The following is a 17,180-nucleotide window of genomic DNA, read 5'->3' on the forward strand; positions in this document are numbered from 1 at the left end:
GGCCCCGGAGTCCGGCCGGATCGCAAAGCCTTCGGTTTGCTCGGGTACTACAGAGCGTTACCTTCTGATATCATACGTACCTGACGGTATTTTTCGCTTGCGGGGGGCGTACGGAGGTGTGTGGTGGCGCGGCAGGAACGAGCGATCCGGACGCGGGAGAAGATTGTCGTCGCGGCCGCCGCGGTGTTCGACGAAGTCGGATACGAAGCGGCGACCATCTCCCAGATCCTCAAGAAGGCGGAAGTCACGAAGGGTGCGCTGTACTTCCACTTCGCCTCGAAGGAGGAACTCGCGCAGGAGGTCCTGGCCAAGCAGGTCAGCGCCGTGCCCGCCGTCCAGGAGCAGGACCTGACGCTCCAGTCGGCGATCGACGAGGCCCTGCTGCTGGCGTATCTCCTCAGCACCGGTGACCCGCTGGTGCGCGGCAGCGTCCGGCTCACGGTGGAGCAGGGGGCGCTGGACGGTCTCGACCGCCAGGTGCCCATGCAGGGCTGGGTGGAGCGCTCGGAGGGGGTGTTCGCCCGGGCGAAGGCGGATGGTGAACTGCTGCCCGACACGGATGTGGCCTCCATCGCCAGGGTGTTCGTGGGCTGCTTCACCGGAGTCCAGGTGCTGTCGCACATCCTGACCCAGCACCAGGACATGGTGCAGCGGGTGTCCGACCTGTACCGGCACCTGATGGCCTCCATCGCGGTCCCCGGCGTGCTCGTACGCCTCGACTTCTCGCCCGCGAGGGCGGAACACGTGTGGAACACCGCGCGGGCACAGGCCCGGGCGGGAGAGGAAGTCGCGCTCGGCTGAGCGCGCACGATTCACGGCGTGCCACAGGCGCCGTTCAGCCGGACGCGGGAACTGCCCAGTGCGATACCGACCGAACGGAGAGCACCGTCTGATGGAAACGATCGCCTGCCCTTACGCCCTGGACCCCGCGGCGCGAGACCTGGCCGGAGAGGCCGCCGCGCTGCGGGAACAGGGATCGGTCGCCCGGGTGAGCCTGCCGGGCGGAGTGCCGGCCTGGGCCGTCAACCGCCATCGGTACATCAAGCAGCTGCTCGCCGACCCACGGGTCTCGCGGGACCCCCGGCAGCACTGGCCCGCCTACCGCGACGGGCTGATCACCGAGGAGTGGCCCCTCTACCCGTGGGTGTCCGCGACGACCATGCTCTTCTCCTACGGAGCCGAGCACACCCGGCTGCGCAGACTGATCGCCGGCGCGTTCACCACCCGGCGGACCGAGCTGCTCAGACCGTGGGTGCAAGGGATCTCCGCAGGGCTCACCGACGACCTGGCCGCCCTGCCCGCGGGCCGGGAGACCGATCTGCTGACCTCGTACGCCGCCCTGCTGCCCATGGGGGTGATCTGCGAACTCTTCGGTGTACCCGACGAGTCCCGGCGCCCCCTGGCCCTCGCCATCAGCACTTCGGTCAACGCCTCGGCCACCCCGCAGGAGATCGACGCCGCCCGGATACGCATCGGCGAGATGCTGGCCGAACTCGTCACCGCCAAGCGGGCCCGGCCCGCGGACGACCTCACCTCCGCGCTGATCGCCGCACGGGACGAAGACGACCAGCTCAGCGAGAAGGAACTGGTCGACAGCCTCTACCTCATGATCGCCGCCGGCCTGGAGACCACGACCGGTGTGATCTGCAACGCCGCCGCCGCGCTGCTCGACCACCCCGAGCAGCTCGCCCACATCCGCTCCGGTCGCGCGAGCTGGAGCGACGCCGTCGACGAGACCGTCCGCGTGCACAACCCCGCCGCGTACATCCCGCTGCGGTTCGCCGTCGACGACATCACGCTCGACGACGGCGTCACCATCGAGCGGGGCGACGCGATCATCGTCAACTTCGCCGCGCCCGGTCTCGATCCCGAGCGCTACGGGGACGACGCCGCGGCCTTCGACCTCCTGCGCGCCGACCGCGACTCCCTCGCCTTCGGCCACGGCGTCCACCGCTGCCTCGGCATGCCCCTCGGGCGGATGGAGGCGGCCATCGCCCTGGAGGCACTCTTCGGCAGGTTCCCCGAGATGCGGCTCGCCCGCCCCGTGGCGGACCTCCACCCCATGCCGACCTTCCTCTTCAACGGGTACGCCTCCCTGCCGGTGGTACTCCGCCCCGAGTGAAACGGCGGCCCCGAGAGGGGCGTTGACACGGACGAAAGTGATGCGCCCCGCGGCCGACTCCGGCCGCGGGGCGCTGTCGTGCGCGGCGGCGGACGTGGGGGCGTGGCGGCGGCGATGGCGATGGAGGTGGCGTTCGTGGTCGTGGTCGCGGTCGAAGGGGTCGGAGGGGTCGGAGGTTGAGGTTGTGGTCGTGGGAGAGACGTGAGGGTGGCTGGATCGTCGTTCCAGCGGGGGACGGTCGGATCTGGTGCGCTGACGTGTGGCTTCTCGGCGTTTCCTGCGGAGGGGTGACGAATCCGGAGCGCCCGGCCGGGGGTTCCGTATACATACCGTTATGGCTGGTGCACCTACAGTCGACTTGGTTCAGAGGGCATCTAGAAACCGCTACGGCGGTTTGATAATCTCTTTACGCACGGGAATGGGCGGCAGGCCCAGCGGGGGCATCCCGGGCACAGGTCCGCACTGGTCCCCTGCGTAGTAACGGAGCGCCCCATGGCCAAACAGGAGCGCGCGGTGCGCACGCGTAACGCGCTCATCGAGTCCGCCGCCGAGCTGTTCGACCGGGAAGGCTTCGAAACGGCGTCCCTGTCCATGATCAGCGCCAGGGCGGGAGTCAGCAGCGGGGCGCTGCACTTCCACTTCGCCAGCAAGGCGGACCTCGCCGACGCGGTCGGTCAGGCGGCGGCCCTGCGACTGGACCGGATCACCGCCCAGGACGCCGGCGACACGTTGCAGTCCCTCATCGACGCCACCCATGCCCTCGTGCGGGCGCTCGGCCAGGACGCCGTGCTGCGCGCCGGGTTCGACCTCGGCGACGGGGTCGGCCGGGTGAGTTCCGGCGCCGGGTTGCGCCGGGCCTGGCAGGAGTGGGTGGAGGAGGTGCTGGCCAAGGCGGACATGGAGGGGGCCCTCGCGCACGGGGTCTCCGCGGAGGACGCGGCCGCCGTGGTCGTCGCCGCGACCGCCGGCCTCGAATCCCTCGGCCGGCACGATCCGCAGTGGCTCACCGCGGATTCGTTGTCACGCTTCTGGCGGTTGCTGCTGCCCCGGGTGGCGTGCACGTCCACGCTGCGGCCGTCGGGGAGCGGGGGGATGTGGCGGGGCGAGGGGCCGGGTGTCCATTAGGCGGGGCCGGGCGCCTAATAGCTCGGGGGCGCGTGTATGCGTCGGCGGGCGCGGGTGGTGGGGGTTGTTCGCGCAGTTCCCCGCGCCCCTGAAGGCATGGGCCTGGCGGCCCGACCTTCATCTCGAAAAGCAGCGGGCCAGGGCTGCGCCCCGTGCCTTTCGACGGCGCGATCCGCTGAAGGCCGAGCTTCAGGGCCGGGCCTTGGTGGCCGAGCCTCCAGGGCAAAGCCTTCGCGGGAGCCTTCATGGGGACGGCGGGCCGTAGGCCCGTCCCTCCAGGGGCGCGGGGAACAGCGCGACCAGCCCCCACTCACCCGCAGACGCCCGACAACAGTGACCCCCGAGTCACTGGGCGCCCTGCCCCGGCGACTGCCGGCTCAGCGCCCCCGGCCTCGCCAGGCGGGGCAGCGTGACGCGCCAGACGCGGGTGAGGGTCGTGGGGGAGAGCCACTCGGGATCGGTGCGGCCGAGGACCTCCAGACCTGTCGTGGCCGCGACCACGGACGCCGTCGCGTCGGCGCGGGAGACGCTGCCGGCGAGCAGGTCCCCAGGTCCACATCCGTCCGGTACGCCCCGTCGCCGCGCAGCCGTGAGCCCGCCCGGGCCACCACGTCCTGGCGGAGCAGCTCGGCCAGGGCGTACGAGGCGTGGGTGAGGCGTTGCAGGGGGGCGAGATCGGGCCGCCGGGTCGCGGTGCGGGCCGCCCGCCGCAGGTTCTCAGCGGCCACCGCCTGAACCGTCGCGGCCACGGCCGCCTTGTTCTCGAATTGACATCCTCCCCCTCTTAAAAGAGCGGGATTCCAACCCAGGTGGGTTGAGGTTCACGGGCGCTCGCACGGCCGGTGGCCGCTGTCACCCCTCCGGCACCGGCTGAGCGCCGGAGGCGGGGGATCCCACCCTGTCCTGCCGCGACGTTGTTCGCTGCGTTCTCATCGGCGTTGCAGGTGAACCCGCAGGACACACAGACGAAGTCGGCTTGGCTCTTGCGCGACTTCTTCTCGATCCATCCGCAGGCGGAGCACCGCAGAGACGTAAAGGGCGCGGGGACGTCCTCGACCCGGCCCGGAGCCTTGTCCTTCGTACGCTGCCGCAGCAGCCCCCAGCCCTGCGCGAGGATCACCCGGTTCAGTCCGGCCTTCTGCCTGACCCTCCTGCCGGGCTGCTCGACCGTCCCCTTCGCGGAGCGGGTCATGTTCTTGATGTTCAGCTTCTCGAACCGCACCAGACCATAGGTGCGGGCAAGCATGGTGCTGGTCTTCTCGCACCAGTCCTTACGCCGGTCGGCTTCGCGCGCCTTGAGTCTGGCAACCTTGGCGTACTCGGCGGCCTCGACCTCACTGCCTTTGGGGGCGCGAGCAGCCCTGCGCTGGTGCTTGCGGATCTGCGCCCGTTCCCTGACCGTGAGCTGTGGGCAGTTCAGCTTCCGCCCGTCGGAGAGGGCCGCGGTGATCTTCACACCACGGTCGATACCGATGACCCCACCCGCGCCGGGCACGTCGACCGGCTCGGGAAGGACGGCGAACGCGATATGCCATTGCCCGTTGAGGAAGGTGACACGGAACGTCTTCGCGGCGGGCAGGCGGGCGCCTTTGCCCTCGCGGGACAGGCGCAAGCGGACCCACCCACAGCCGGGCACCTTCACCTGCGCCCACCGCCGGTTCAGCTTCTGCACCACGACCAAGCGGCCCATCACCTGCTTGCCCTTGGCGTTCAGCTTCGGCGCCCCGTCCGCCTCGAACTCCGCGACCCGGTCGGTGCCGATGACGCGGAAGCCCTCGTGCACGTACTTCCTGCGCCACGTCGGCTCACCGAACCCGGAGGCGAACCTGGCGTTCTTGGCCTTGGCGAAGTCCTTCAGGGCCTGCTGCTGCACATCGGCGTTACCAGCGCGCAGCCATTCGTTCTCCCGCCGGGCCTCGGTGAGCTGGCGGCACTGCTCGGCGAAACCGGGCGCCGTCTTGCGCCCCTTGGACCAGTGCGCGTGCTGCTCGACGGCGAGGTTCCACACGTACCGCGCGTGCGCGCAGTGGTCGAGCATGATGCTCGCCTGCTCACTCGTCGGGTACATCCGGAAGCGTGACATGCCGCGAACCTAGCCCGCACGTTCCCCGACCGGGCAGGCCATCGATCAACATCACCTGTGTGAGTTACCGCTCCCGGCCGCCGCCCCGGCCGGCCGCCAGCCACTGGTCCCTCAACTCCCGTCACCACCGCCTGTTCGTGGTCGCCCATAAGGTCATGGGCGGCGACGCCGAATCACCCTGACGGCGATTCGACTTCCCCTGCCCCACTACGCGGGAGCGGGGCATTCACCCCGGCTCTGAAGGACCGGGCACCCTGCCCGGAAACAAGGTGGAAGTGCAGTGCTCCGGGGCTCACTCCGGCGCCGGCGCTGATCTCGGCCAGCTTCGCCCGGACGTACCCGTGCCGCTCGAAGACCTCCGCGGCCGAGCGCACGAGGGCGTGTCGGGTCTCGTTTTATCGGTGGGATTCCGGCAAGTGGGGCGCCGCGGCGCGGGCAGGCTTGGCGGAAGCGTGCATTCAGCTACCGCGGGGGAGGGGTGCCGCGTCGGGGCATTGCAAACCAGCAACCCGGTATGTTTCTATCGAGGGGAAGCGACGGGCTCGGGGTGATCCCCCGGGGAAATCGCCCGTTTCCGCGCTGAAACAGACTCCCGCAGCCGTGCCTACATCCCCCGAGGCGCGGCTGCGGGCCGTTTTCATTCCTGTTTGTCTGATTCTGTTCCGGGCGAACGGTGTGGGTGGTCGTGAGGAAACCGGCCACGATGGGGGTAAAAAAATCCGCGCCCCTGGTATGTTTCTTGGGACGGTTGAGAGGGCCACGGGGGAAAGCAGAGCTGTGGCCCGCCCGTACGGGGAGGAGCGAACACGTCATGAACGTCTCAGGCGCTCACGTCGAAACCACTGACCGCCGGGAAGGGCCCAGGCCGGGCCTGCGTCTGGCCGTCGCGGCGGGCGCCGGGGTGCCACAGCCCGCCGCCACCCCCGCCGGCGACCGCGGGGGACCGGCCGGCGACCGCGGGGGCCGGGCGCGGCGGACGGGCGTCGTGGACGTCGACGCGCTCCGCGCGTCCGACTCCCCCCGGCTCGGCGGCGAGAACCGCGACCATGTGCGGGCCCTCGCCGAACAGCAGGAACCGCTGCCGCCGATCCTGGTCCACCATCCGACGATGCGGGTCATCGACGGGATGCACCGGCTCGCCGCGGCCCGGCTGCGCGGTGCCACGACCATCGAGGTCGAGTACTTCGACGGCGACGAGGACGAGGTCTTCGCCCTGTCCGTCGAGCTGAACATCGCGCACGGCCTGCCCCTGTCCCAGGCCGACCGCGCGGCGGCCGCCGAGCGCATCCTCACCACCCACCCGTACTGGTCCGACCGCCGTATCGCCTCCAACGCGGGACTCGCGCCGAGCACGGTCGCGGCGATCCGGCGCCGTTCAACGAGCCGAACCGACCAGTTGAACGCGCCCCGCGTCGGACGGGACGGCCGGGTGCGGCCGCTTCAGGCGACCGAGGGGCGGCTGCGGGCCAGCCAGGTCATCGCCGCGAACCCCACGGCGTCGCTCCGCGAGATCGCCGAGCGGGCCGGGATCGCCACCGCCACGGCGAAGGACGTACGGGACCGGATCCGCCGCGGGCAGGACCCGGTGCCGCAGGCGCCGCCCGCCAGGCGGGTCGCCGCGCGGGACGAGCCGGGGCGCGGGGCCGGGCCGGCCGCCGGCGGCGGTCGTGGAACGGCGCATCTGTCGGCGGCGGCGATCGGGCTGATCCTGCCGAACATCCGCAAGGACCCGTCGCTGCGGACCGAGGCGGGGCGGATGCTGCTCCAGATGCTCAGCGTCCACTCGATCGGCGACGAGGCGAAGTGGCAGCGGCTGGCGCGGAGTGTGCCGGGGCATCGGGCGCCGGTGCTGGCGCAGGCGGCGCGGCGGTGTGCGGACCACTGGCTGCGGCTGGCCAATGAGTTGGAAATGCGGCGGGGTTGAGATTTTCGCGCCCGGCCGCCGCGGGGGTTCTTTCGCGGCGCGGGTGCGGGTTGTTCGTGGCTGGTCGCGCCCACGCGGCGGAGCCGCATGGTGTCAGCGCCCCGTGCCCCTTTGGGCGCGGCTTCCGTGGCGCGCGGTTTCTGGACCCGGAATTTCTTATGGAGGACATCCTCATGGCTGATCACAGTCCCGATCTTCTTGTCGAGACCCCCTGGATCTGGCGGGCCAGGCGCCCCCGGGCCCGGACGCGGCTCATCTGTTTTCCGCACGCCGGGGCCGGGGCCGGGGCGTACGGGGAGTGGGCGCGGTTGCTGCCGGCGGAGGTGGAGCTGGCCGCCGTGCAACTGCCGGGGCGGCAGAACCGGATCGCCGAGGACCCGGTGACCGAGGTGGGCCCCCTGGTGAAGGTGCTGACGCAGGCGCTGCGGCCCTACCTCGACGGGGACTTCGCCTTCTTCGGGCACTCCGGCGGCGCGGCGCTCGCGTACGAGGTCGCCAAGGCGCTGCGGGAGAAGGGCGGGCCCCGGCCCAGCCGGCTGTTCCTGTCCGCGCAGCCCGCGCCCGGCACCGTCGGCCGGATCCCGGTGATGCACACCCTCTCCGACGAGGAACTCGGCGCCGAGGTCGTCCGGCTGGGCGGGATCGAGCCCGAGATCGCCGAGGACGAGGAGGTCATGGAGGGCCTGCTGCCCACGCTGCGCGCCGACTTCACCCTCTGGGAGCGGCACCGGGTGGAACCGGGGGAGCCGCTGGACACCCCGATCACCGTGCTCAGCGGCGACGCGGACCCTCGGGCGCCCAAGGACACCCTCTACGGCTGGGCCGCGCACACCACCGGCGCCTTCCACACCCGGTTCTATCCGGGCGGCCACTTCTACTTCCTCCACGACCCGACCGAACTGGTCGCCCACCTCGGCCAGGTCCTCACCGGCCAGGTCCTCACCGGTCAGGCCCCCACCGGCCCGTCCCACGCCGGGTCCTCCCGGCCGGCACCCGAACTCGCGGGGAGCGCGCGATGACCCACACACCCGACCTCACCCCGGGCCTCGACCCCGCCGTCGCCGCCCGCCTCGCCACCGCCACCCGGGCGATACCGGGCGTGCGCGACGCCGCCGTCGTCGTACGGCAGGGAGCACGGACCGTCGACAGCAGGGTCGACAGCAGGGTCGACAGCGGGGTCGACAGCGGGGGAGGGGCAGAGGGCACACTCCGGACGCCTACCCCGGCGTCGCCGGTACCGCAGGCATCCTCCGCACCGTCGGCGTCGCAGGCGTCGCAGGCGTCGCAGGTGTCGCTCTCCGACCGGCCCTCCTCCGAGACCTTCGGCGGTGAGCCGCGCATCCCCGAGGGGGCGCCCACCACCCTTCAGGAGGGGCTGCGGCAGGCCGCCGCGCTCGCCCCCGAAGAGGGGACCCTGTATCTGCGCAAGGGCAGCGAACCCGACCTCCAGACCTACGCCGAGCTGCTCGTCGAGGCCGAGCGGGTGCTCGCCGGGCTGCGGGCGGCCGGGCTCGCACCCGGTGACGCGGCCCTCTTCCAGTTCGGGGACCACCGGGCGTACATGACCGCCTTCTGGGCCTGTGTGCTCGGCGGGTTCGTGCCGACGCCGGTGGCCGTGGCGACGACGTACGAGAGCCACAACGAGACCACCCGCAAGCTGCACAACGCCTGGCAGCTGCTCGACCGGCCCGTGATCCTCACGGACGGGGCGACCGCGCCGGCGCTCGGCGCGCTGCACACGCTGTGGGGCGAGCCGGACCTGCGGATCCTCCGGGTCGGTGAACTCCTCGGCCAGGAAAGGGACTCCGACTGGTTCGCGACGACCCCGGACTCGCCGGTGATCAACCTGCTCACCTCGGGCAGCACCGGCGTCCCCAAGTGCGTCCAGCACACCAACGCCTCCGTCGCCGCGCGCGAGTGGGCGGTGATCCAGGCGCGCGGCTACACCGGCGAGGACGTCAGCCTCATCTGGATGCCGCTCGACCACGTGACGATGGTCTACTACAACGTCCGTGACATGTTCCTGCGGTGCCGGCACGTCAACGGGCGCATCGACGACGTCCTCGGCGACCCGCTGCTCTGGCTGGACTGGATCGACCGGTACGGCGTCACCAACACCTGGGCGCCGAACTTCGCGTACAACCTGGTCAACGAGTGCGCCGACGAGATCGGCCAGCGGAGCTGGGACCTGTCGCGGATGCGGGAGTTCGTCAACGCGGGCGAGCCCGTCGTCGCCGCCACCAGCCACCGCTTCCTCGAACTCCTCGCCCCGCACGGGCTGCGCGCGGACGCGATGGTGCCGTGCTGGGGGATGTCCGAGACCTGCTCCGGCGTCACCTACACCCGGCAGAGCCGCGACGACCGGGAGCTGGGGACGGTCGTCGTCTCCCAGGCGTCCCTCGACGGGGACCTCGTCTACCAGTCGGTCGACGGCAAGGGCGCCGACGCGGTCGCGTTCACCGAGGTCGGCGGGCCCATCCCCGGTGTCACCGTCCGCGTCGTCGACGACCAGGGGCGGACACTGCCCCAGGACCGGGTCGGCGAACTCCAGATCCGCGGTGTGACGATGCTGCGGCACTACCACGGCAACGCCGAGGCCAACCGGGACGCGTTCACCGACGACGGCTGGTTCCGCACCGGGGACCTCGCCTTCGTACGGGACGGATCGCTCGTCATCGCCGGGCGGAAGAAGGACCAGATCATCGTGCGGGGCGCCAACTTCGTCGCGCACGAACTGGAGAGCGTCGTCGAACAGGTCGAGGGCGTCCGCGTCACGTTCTCGGCGGCCGCCGGGGTCCGCGAGCCCGGCGAGGGCTCCGACCGGCTGGTGGTCTTCTTCGTGCCGGTGCGCTGGGACGCCGAGTCGCTCGCCCGCACCTTCCAGGAGGTACGGGCCGCGCTGGTCCGGGAGGCGGGGATCGTCCCCGACGTGGTCGTGCCCGTCACGGACGCCGAGTTCCCGAAGACCGCGAGCGGCAAGATCCAGCGGGCCGCGCTCGTCGCCGACCTGCGCGCCGGACGGTTCGCCGACCGCGTCGCCGACGAGGAGGAGGAGGACACCGAGGACTCCGGTACGTGGTTCTTCCGCCGGCAGTGGTCGCGGCTGCCCGCCGCGCAGGCCCCCGCCGACAGCGGCTCCTCCCGGCTGGTGTTCTCCGCCGACTGCGGCACCCGGGTCGTGTTCGCCGAGGACGAGCAGCTCGCCGCGCTCGGCCTGGACGACGAACCCGCCGTGGTCGTCGGCCGGGGCCGCTCCTTCGCCGAGGTCGACCTCGACCGCTACCGGGTCGCGCCCGGCGACCCCGAGGACCTGCGCCGGGTGCTCACCGACGTCACCGCGCACTACGGGCCCATCGACTCCGTGGTGTTCGCCTGGCCGCTCGACGGCAAGGACGACGAGCCCGCCGCCCGGACCACCGCCGTCAGCACCCAGCTCACCGCGCTGATGGGCGTGCTCGACGACTTCGGCGCCCCGCTGCTGCTCGTCCTCACCGAGGGCGCCGCCCATGTCCGGCCCGGCGACCACGTCGACCTCGGTGTGTGCGCCCTGCCGGGCCTGATCCGCACGGCCGCCGCCGAGAACCCGCTGATCACCGTGCGACAGCTCGACCTGCCCGCCGACCGCGCCCAGTGGGCCCGCGCCGTACGCGCCGAACTCGCCGACCCCACCCACACCGGGGTGGTCGCCGCACGCGAGGGCCTGCGCTGGCAGCCCCGGCTGCGCCCCGTCGACGACGAGACCGAGGCCGAGGTCGCGCCGCCGCTGGTGCCGGGCGGGCTGTACCTGGTCACCGGCGGTCTCGGCGGGATCGCGAGCGACCTCGCCGGCTACCTGCTGGCCGCCTACGGTGCCCGGCTGCTGCTGGTGGGCCGGTCGCCCGCCGAGGGCACGAAGGCGGCCCGGCTGAGGGACCTCACCGACCTCGGCGAGGTCACCTACCGGCAGGCCGACATCACCGACCCCGAGCAGCTGAACGCCGCGGTGAGCGCCGCCGAGCAGCGCTGGGGACGCCCCCTCGACGGGGTCCTGCACCTGGCCGCCGCCGATGTCTCCGACCACTGGCAACACCTCGAACGGCACACCCTGGCCCGCGAGTCCGAGGACGGCTTCCGCGCCCAGTACGCGGCCAAGGTCGCCGGCACGCTCGCCCTCGCCGACGTCCTGGAGAGCCGTCCGGAAGCGTCCCTGGTCCTCTTCGGCTCGGTGAACGGCGAGTTCGGCGGGCACTCCTTCGGCGCGTACTCCGCCGCCAACGCGTTCCTCGTGGGCTTCGCCGACCACTGGCACCACGAGCGTGGCCGGGACGTGCGCTGCCTCGCCTGGAGCATGTGGGACGACGTCGGCATGAGCCAGGGCCAGTCCACGGCGCCCGCGCGCCGACGCGGCTTCCGGGCGATCGACCCCGAGCGGGGCCTGCGCTGCTTCCTCACCGCGACGGCGCTGCCGTACCACTACCAGCTCATCGGGCTCGACGCGCGGAACCCGTTCGTCGTGGGCGAGCTGGCGCCCGACGAACTGAGCGTGCGCGAGGTGCTCGTGGCGTACACCACCGACACGGAGGAGGGCGCCGACCCGGCTTCCGTGCACGCGGCACTCGCGCCCGCGCTCGCCGACCTGCCGGTGCCCGTACGGCTCCTCGAAGTCAGCCGTATCCCCAAGGACGGCAGCGGGGCCGTCGACACGACCCAGCTGCTGCTCGACATGGCGCCGCGCCGGGCGGCCCTCGGCCGGCGGACGCAGACCCCGCCGGAGGGGGAGCTGGAGCAGCGGATCGCCGCGATCTGGTCCGACGTGCTCGGGCAGAGGACCGTCGGCCGCGACGACTCCTTCTTCGACCTCGGCGGCAACTCCCTGCGCGCGACCCGCCTGCTGGCCCGCGTCGACACCGAACTCGCCGTCCGCCTCAGCACCCACGAGCTGTACGAGAACCCGACGGTCGAGGGCATGGCGACGAAGGTGGCCGCGGCCACGGCGGCGACCGAAGCGGTCACGGTGACGACCCAGGCGGTCACGCCGACGACCGAGGCGGTCACCCCGACAGCGGCGGGAGCCGCGCGATGACCCGGCGCAGCCCGGCACCCTTACGGGGGGCGGCGGGGGCGGCCTGGGCGGCTTCACCGGCCGCCCCGGCGCGGGCGGTGCCGCCGGTGGCCTCGCGTCGACCGGAGGTCCCGGCGCCTTCCCCGGCGGCGGCCTCCCAGGTGCCCCCGGCATCGGCGGACGCCCCGCCCACCCTCCTCCCCGCCCCCGACACCGGTCCGTCGCAGCTCGTCGTGCACCTCGGCGGGTGGGTGGATGCCGTGCGGATGCGGGGGGCCGTCAAGGGGGTGCTGGACCGGGGCGGGCGGAAGCCGTTCTGGCGGGAGCTGGACCTCGGGGCGCTGACCGTCGGGGAGCGGACCGACGCGCTGGACGGACTGCTCGCCGCGGACCGGGGGAGCGTCGGTTCCCCCGGTCCGCCGGAGCGGGTCGCCCTCGTCCGGCTGGCCTGGGAGCGGCATCTGCTGGTGCTCACCGCCCGGCAGCAGCACCACGACGAGGCCACCCTGCGCGCCCTCCTGCGGGATCTGCTGCGGGCGTACGCCGTCCCCGGCACCGTGCGCGCCCGGGGCGGTGAGCCGCCCGTCGAGGAGACCGAGGTTCCGCTGACCGCGGCGGACGCCGGCCGGCTCACCCTGCGGGCCCTGGGGCTCGGCGTCGACCTGGAGACCGTCGTACGCGGCGCCTGGACGGTGGTCCTCGCGGGCGCCGCCGGACGCCGGGAGGTCGTGCTCGGCGGCGCCGACCTCTGCGCCCCGCCCCCCGGTGCCCCCGTGCCCGCCGTCGGGCGGGTCACCGTCACCGGCGTCCGGGCGATCCAGCACGGGCAGCCGCCGCTGACCCTTGTCCTGCGCGCCGACCCCGGCCCGTTGGAGCTGCGGTTGCGCGGCCGGCGCGGACTGTTCGGGACCGAGGCGGCGCGGGACACCGCCGACCGGCTCGCGGGCGTCCTGCGACGGCTCGCGAACGATTCCCGGGCGGGCGTCTCGCACGCCGGTGAATTCACCGTCCAAGCGGCTCAATTGGTCGGTTGAACATCCTTGTTGGCCAATTAAGCGGCCGATTAGGGTCGTTGCAATCCCCCTTTGTTCCGTCTTTCTTCCGTGCAATTCGCGGACTTGTGTTCCGCATTCGCGTCATTCCCGGAGTCCGGGAAATCCAGTGAGAGAAGAGGTGTGGAAATTGACCGGCCAACAGCGCTCCGCGGAGGTGGAGTCGGCCCGTCAGGCAGTCGGCGCCGAACGCGCCCTGGTTCTGGAGGAGTTCAACGACACCGGCCGTGAGCTGCCGGTCACCACACTCGTCGCCCCCATCGAGGAGCAGGTCCGGCGCACCCCGGACGCGACGGCCCTGGTCTTCGGCTCCGAGACCCTGACGTACGCCGAGTTCAACGCCCGCGCCAACCGGCTCGCGCACCGTCTGACCGCCCTCGGCGTCACCCCCGGCACCCCGGTCGCGGTGGCCGTGCCGCGCTCCCTGGAGCTGCTGGTCACCCTGGTCGCGGTGGTGAAGGCGGGCGGCGCCTATCTGCCGCTGGACCCCGACTACCCGGCCGACCGGCTCGCCTACATGCTGGAGCACACCGGCCCGGCCTGCGTGGTCGCGGACACCGCCGGGCGGGTGCCGGTGCCGGACGGCATCACCGTCGTCGCTCTCGACGACACCGCCCTCGACGGCCTGCCGGACACCGATCCCACGCCGGCCGTCACCCCCGCCCACCCGGCGTACATCATCTTCACCTCGGGCTCCACCGGCCGCCCCAAGGGCGTCGTCGTCCCGCACGGCGCGATCGACAACCGGCTGCGGTGGATGCAGGCGGAGTACCCGCTCACCGCCGCCGACCGGGTGCTCCAGAAGACGCCGTCCGGGTTCGACGTGTCCGTGTGGGAGTTCTTCTGGGCGCTGCGGGAGGGCGCGGCGATCGTCGTCGCGGAACCCGGCGGCCACAAGGACCCCGTGTATCTGGCCCGGACCATCCGCGAACAGTCCGTCACCACCTGCCACTTCGTGCCGTCGATGCTCCAGGTGTTCCTCGCCGGGCTCGCCGGGCTCGGCGGGTTCGCCGGGCTCGGCGGGTTCGCCGGGCTCGACGCGTCCGGCCGCACGGGGCTGCGCCAGGTGTTCTGCTCCGGCGAGGCCCTGCCCCGCGAGGCGGTCCGGGAGTTCGGCCGGCTGCTGCCGGGCGTGGAGCTGCACAACCTGTACGGGCCGACCGAGGCCGCCGTCGACGTCACCTACCACCCCTGCGACACCACCGCCGACGGCCCCGTACCGATCGGGAAGCCGGTGTGGAACACCCGGCTGTACGTCCTCGACGCCGAGCTGCGGCCGGTCGCGGTCGGCGAGCCCGGCGAGCTGTACCTCGCGGGCGTCCAGCTGGCGAGCGCCTACCTGGGCCGGCCCGAGATCACCGCCGACCGCTTCCTCGCCGACCCGTACGGTCCCGCCGGGACACGGATGTACCGCACCGGCGACCTCGCCCGGTGGACCGCCGACGGCGAGGTCGAGTACCTCGGACGCACCGACCACCAGGTCAAGCTGCGCGGGCTGCGCATCGAACTCGGCGAGATCGAGTCCGTGCTGCTCGCCCACCCGGCCGTACGGCAGACCGCGGTCGTCGCCCACGAGGGGCGGCAGCTGGTCGCCTACCTGGTCGCGGACGCGGGACCGGTGGACGCGGCGCCCGGCGCCGGCGTCACCGCCGACGAGCTGAAGGCCCTCGCCGCAGAGCGGCTGCCCGAGTTCATGGTCCCGGCGTCCTTCATGTTCCTCGACACGCTCCCGCTGTCGCCCAACGGCAAGCTCGACCGCAAGGCGCTGCCCGAGCCGGTGTTCACCGCAGGGGAGTACCGGGAGCCCGAGGGCGAGCGGGAGCGGATCCTCGCCGAGGTCTACGCCCGGGTGCTGGGCCTCGACCGGGTCGGCGCCGACGACGACTTCCTCGCCATCGGCGGTGACTCGCTGCGCTCCGTCAAGGTGGTCGCCGAGGCCCGCGCCCGGGGCCTGGAGATCACCCAGAGGCAGCTGCTCACCCACCGCACGGTGGCCCGGCTCGCCCCGCACGCCGGCACCCCCACCGAGACGTACGACGACGTGTCGGGCCCCCTGGTCCAGCTGGGCGACGAGGACCTGGCCGCCTTCCGCGAGCGCCACCCGAACCTGTCCGACGTGTGGCCCCTGACGCCGATGCAGTCCGGGATGCTGTTCGAGTCGATGCTCAGCGACAGCGGCTACGACGCGTACCGCATGCAGACGGTGTTCACCTTCTCCGGCCGGGTCGACCCCGCGCGGATGCGGGAGGCCGGGCAGGGCCTGCTCGACCGGCACCCCGCGCTGCGGGCCGCCTTCGCCCCGGACACCCAGGGCGATCTGGTGCAGCTGGTGGTGGACGGCGTCCAGCTCCCCTGGCAGCAGCTGGACCTGAGGACCCTGGTGCCCGAGGAGCGGGAGGAGACGTTCGAGCGGTTCCTCGCCGAGGACCAGGCCGTGCCCTTCGACCTCGCCACCCCACCCCTGGTGCGGATGACGCTGATCCGGCTGGGCGCCGAACAGGCCGCGCTCGTCCTCACCCTGCACCACGCGCTCCTCGACGGCTGGTCCGAGCCGGTCCTCGCCCGGGACCTGCTCCGCCTGTACGCCTCCCACGGCCACCAGGCACCCCTGCCGCCGGTGCGCGGCTTCCGCGACCACCTCGCGTGGCTGGCCCGGCAGGACCAGGGCGAGGCGGCGGCGGCCTGGGCCGCCGAACTCGACGGCGTGGACCGACCGACGCTGCTCGCCGGCACGGCCGTCGCCCGCGACGAGGCGTCCGGCTCCGAGGTCGGCACCGCGGCCGTCCCCCTCACCGACGAGGAGGCCGCGCTGCTGGTCCGGCGCGCCGGGGAGCTGGGCGTCACCCTCAACACCCTGGTGCAGGGCGCCTGGGCCGTCGTCCTCGGCCGGCTCACCGGACGCGACGACGTGCTGTTCGGCGCGACCGTCTCCGGCCGGCCGCCGGGGCTGCCCGGCGTCGAGTCGATGGTCGGGCTGTTCATCAACACCCTGCCCGTACGGGTGCGGTACGCCCCCGAGGACGGTCTCGGGACGGTGCTGACCGGCCTCCAGGAGCGGCAGACCCAGCTGCTCGACCACCACCACCAGTCCCTGAGCGGCCTGTACGAGGCCACCGGTGTCGGCGCCCTCTTCGACACGCTGCTCGTCTACCAGGCGTTCCCCGCCGACGAGTCGGCGCTCGCCGAGGCCGCTGCCGCCGCCCGAATCACCCTCGACGGGACCCGCTCGCTGGGCGGCTCCAACTACCCGCTCACCCTGATCGCCGACACCGAGCCCCGGCTGCGGCTCACCTTCCAGTACCAGCGGGGTGTGCTCGACGAGGCCGGCGCCGACCGGATCGCCGGCGGCCTCCACACCGTGCTGCGCACCCTGGCCGCCGACCCGGGCCACCCGGTGGGCGCCCTGGACCTGGGCGAGCCGATCGTCGCGACGGACACCGCGGCGCACGACAAGGCGGACCCCGCGGCGGACGGCGCCACCGACCGCACGGCGGACAGCGCGACGGCCGCCACCGCCGACTCCGCTCCCCTCCCCCCGGCCCAGCAGGCCCTGCGGGACCTGTTCGCGGACGTCCTCGGCACCGAGCCCGAACGGATCGGCGTCCACGACAACTTCTTCAACCTGGGCGTGACCTCGCTGCTCGCGACGCGGATCAAGAGCCGCATCCGCAAGCAGCTCGGGACCGAGGTGTCCATCAAGACGATCTTCTCCAGCCCGACCCTCGCCCAGCTCGCCGACCACATCGCGGCCGCCCCCACGGCCGCCGGATCCGCCGGATCCCCCGCGTCCAGCCCGAGCAGGCCCCGTCTGCGCAGAATGAACAAGGAGTAGT

At 72.7% G+C, this 17,180-nt stretch carries 9 protein-coding genes and 2 pseudogenes; 8 read left to right on the forward strand and 3 right to left on the reverse strand.

The annotated features are described in order from the left end of the window. Positions 1–123 precede the first annotated feature (123 nt). The 3 genes from SMA5143A_RS19700 to SMA5143A_RS19710 all read left to right on the forward strand — a co-directional run bounded on the left by SMA5143A_RS19700 (position 124) and on the right by SMA5143A_RS19710 (position 3,247). Complete coding sequence (locus SMA5143A_RS19700) at positions 124–801, forward strand: ScbR family autoregulator-binding transcription factor (RefSeq protein WP_107464214.1); 678 nt, start codon at positions 124–126, stop codon at positions 799–801. A 91-nt stretch (positions 802–892) separates the two neighbouring features. Continuing rightward, on the forward strand, positions 893–2,122 hold the full coding sequence (locus SMA5143A_RS19705) for a cytochrome P450 family protein (protein WP_107464215.1): 1,230 nt from the start codon (positions 893–895) through the stop codon (positions 2,120–2,122). Between the two features lie 513 nt (positions 2,123–2,635). Then, positions 2,636–3,247 (forward strand): ScbR family autoregulator-binding transcription factor, encoded by a 612-nt coding sequence (locus SMA5143A_RS19710; RefSeq protein ID WP_258193621.1) that lies wholly within the window; start codon positions 2,636–2,638, stop codon positions 3,245–3,247. Between the two features lie 345 nt (positions 3,248–3,592). Here the strand turns inward: SMA5143A_RS19710 and SMA5143A_RS43060 are convergent, their stop codons facing one another. The 3 genes and pseudogenes from SMA5143A_RS43060 to SMA5143A_RS19720 form a co-directional block, all read right to left on the reverse strand. Then, a complete protein-coding gene (locus SMA5143A_RS43060) occupies positions 3,593–3,748 on the reverse strand; it encodes a hypothetical protein (RefSeq protein ID WP_181361935.1) in 156 nt (51 codons plus the stop codon). 283 nt (positions 3,749–4,031) lie between these two features. Next, on the reverse strand, positions 4,032–5,330 hold the full coding sequence (locus SMA5143A_RS19715) for an RNA-guided endonuclease InsQ/TnpB family protein (RefSeq protein WP_107464217.1): 1,299 nt from the start codon (positions 5,328–5,330) through the stop codon (positions 4,032–4,034). A gap of 269 nt (positions 5,331–5,599) precedes the next feature. Continuing rightward, positions 5,600–5,704: pseudogene (locus SMA5143A_RS19720) on the reverse strand (TetR family transcriptional regulator); the annotation flags it as partial. 437 nt (positions 5,705–6,141) lie between these two features. Here SMA5143A_RS19720 and SMA5143A_RS19725 point away from each other — a divergent pair. The 5 genes and pseudogenes from SMA5143A_RS19725 to SMA5143A_RS19745 all read left to right on the forward strand — a co-directional run. Beyond that, positions 6,142–7,254, forward strand: coding sequence for a ParB/RepB/Spo0J family partition protein (locus SMA5143A_RS19725; protein WP_181361936.1), 1,113 nt, complete (start codon positions 6,142–6,144; stop codon positions 7,252–7,254). Positions 7,255–7,427: 173 nt separating this feature from the next. Beyond that, positions 7,428–8,273 carry a thioesterase II family protein gene (locus SMA5143A_RS19730; RefSeq protein WP_107464257.1) on the forward strand — a complete coding sequence of 282 codons (846 nt, stop codon included), beginning with the start codon at positions 7,428–7,430 and terminating at the stop codon, positions 8,271–8,273. After that, positions 8,270–12,316, forward strand: a complete 4,047-nt coding sequence (locus tag SMA5143A_RS19735; protein WP_107464219.1) for an SDR family NAD(P)-dependent oxidoreductase — start codon at positions 8,270–8,272, stop codon at positions 12,314–12,316. Before SMA5143A_RS19730 ends, SMA5143A_RS19735 begins: the two co-directional genes overlap by 4 nt. Positions 12,317–12,402: 86 nt before the next feature. Then, on the forward strand, positions 12,403–13,329 hold the full coding sequence (locus SMA5143A_RS44000; protein WP_258193622.1) for a hypothetical protein: 927 nt from the start codon (positions 12,403–12,405) through the stop codon (positions 13,327–13,329). Between the two features lie 148 nt (positions 13,330–13,477). Beyond that, positions 13,478–17,179 (forward strand): annotated as a pseudogene (locus SMA5143A_RS19745) (amino acid adenylation domain-containing protein); the annotation flags it as partial. Position 17,180 lies beyond the last annotated feature (1 nt).

Source organism: Streptomyces sp. MA5143a, from assembly GCF_900290235.1.
Taxonomy (GTDB): Bacteria; Actinomycetota; Actinomycetes; order Streptomycetales; family Streptomycetaceae; genus Streptomyces.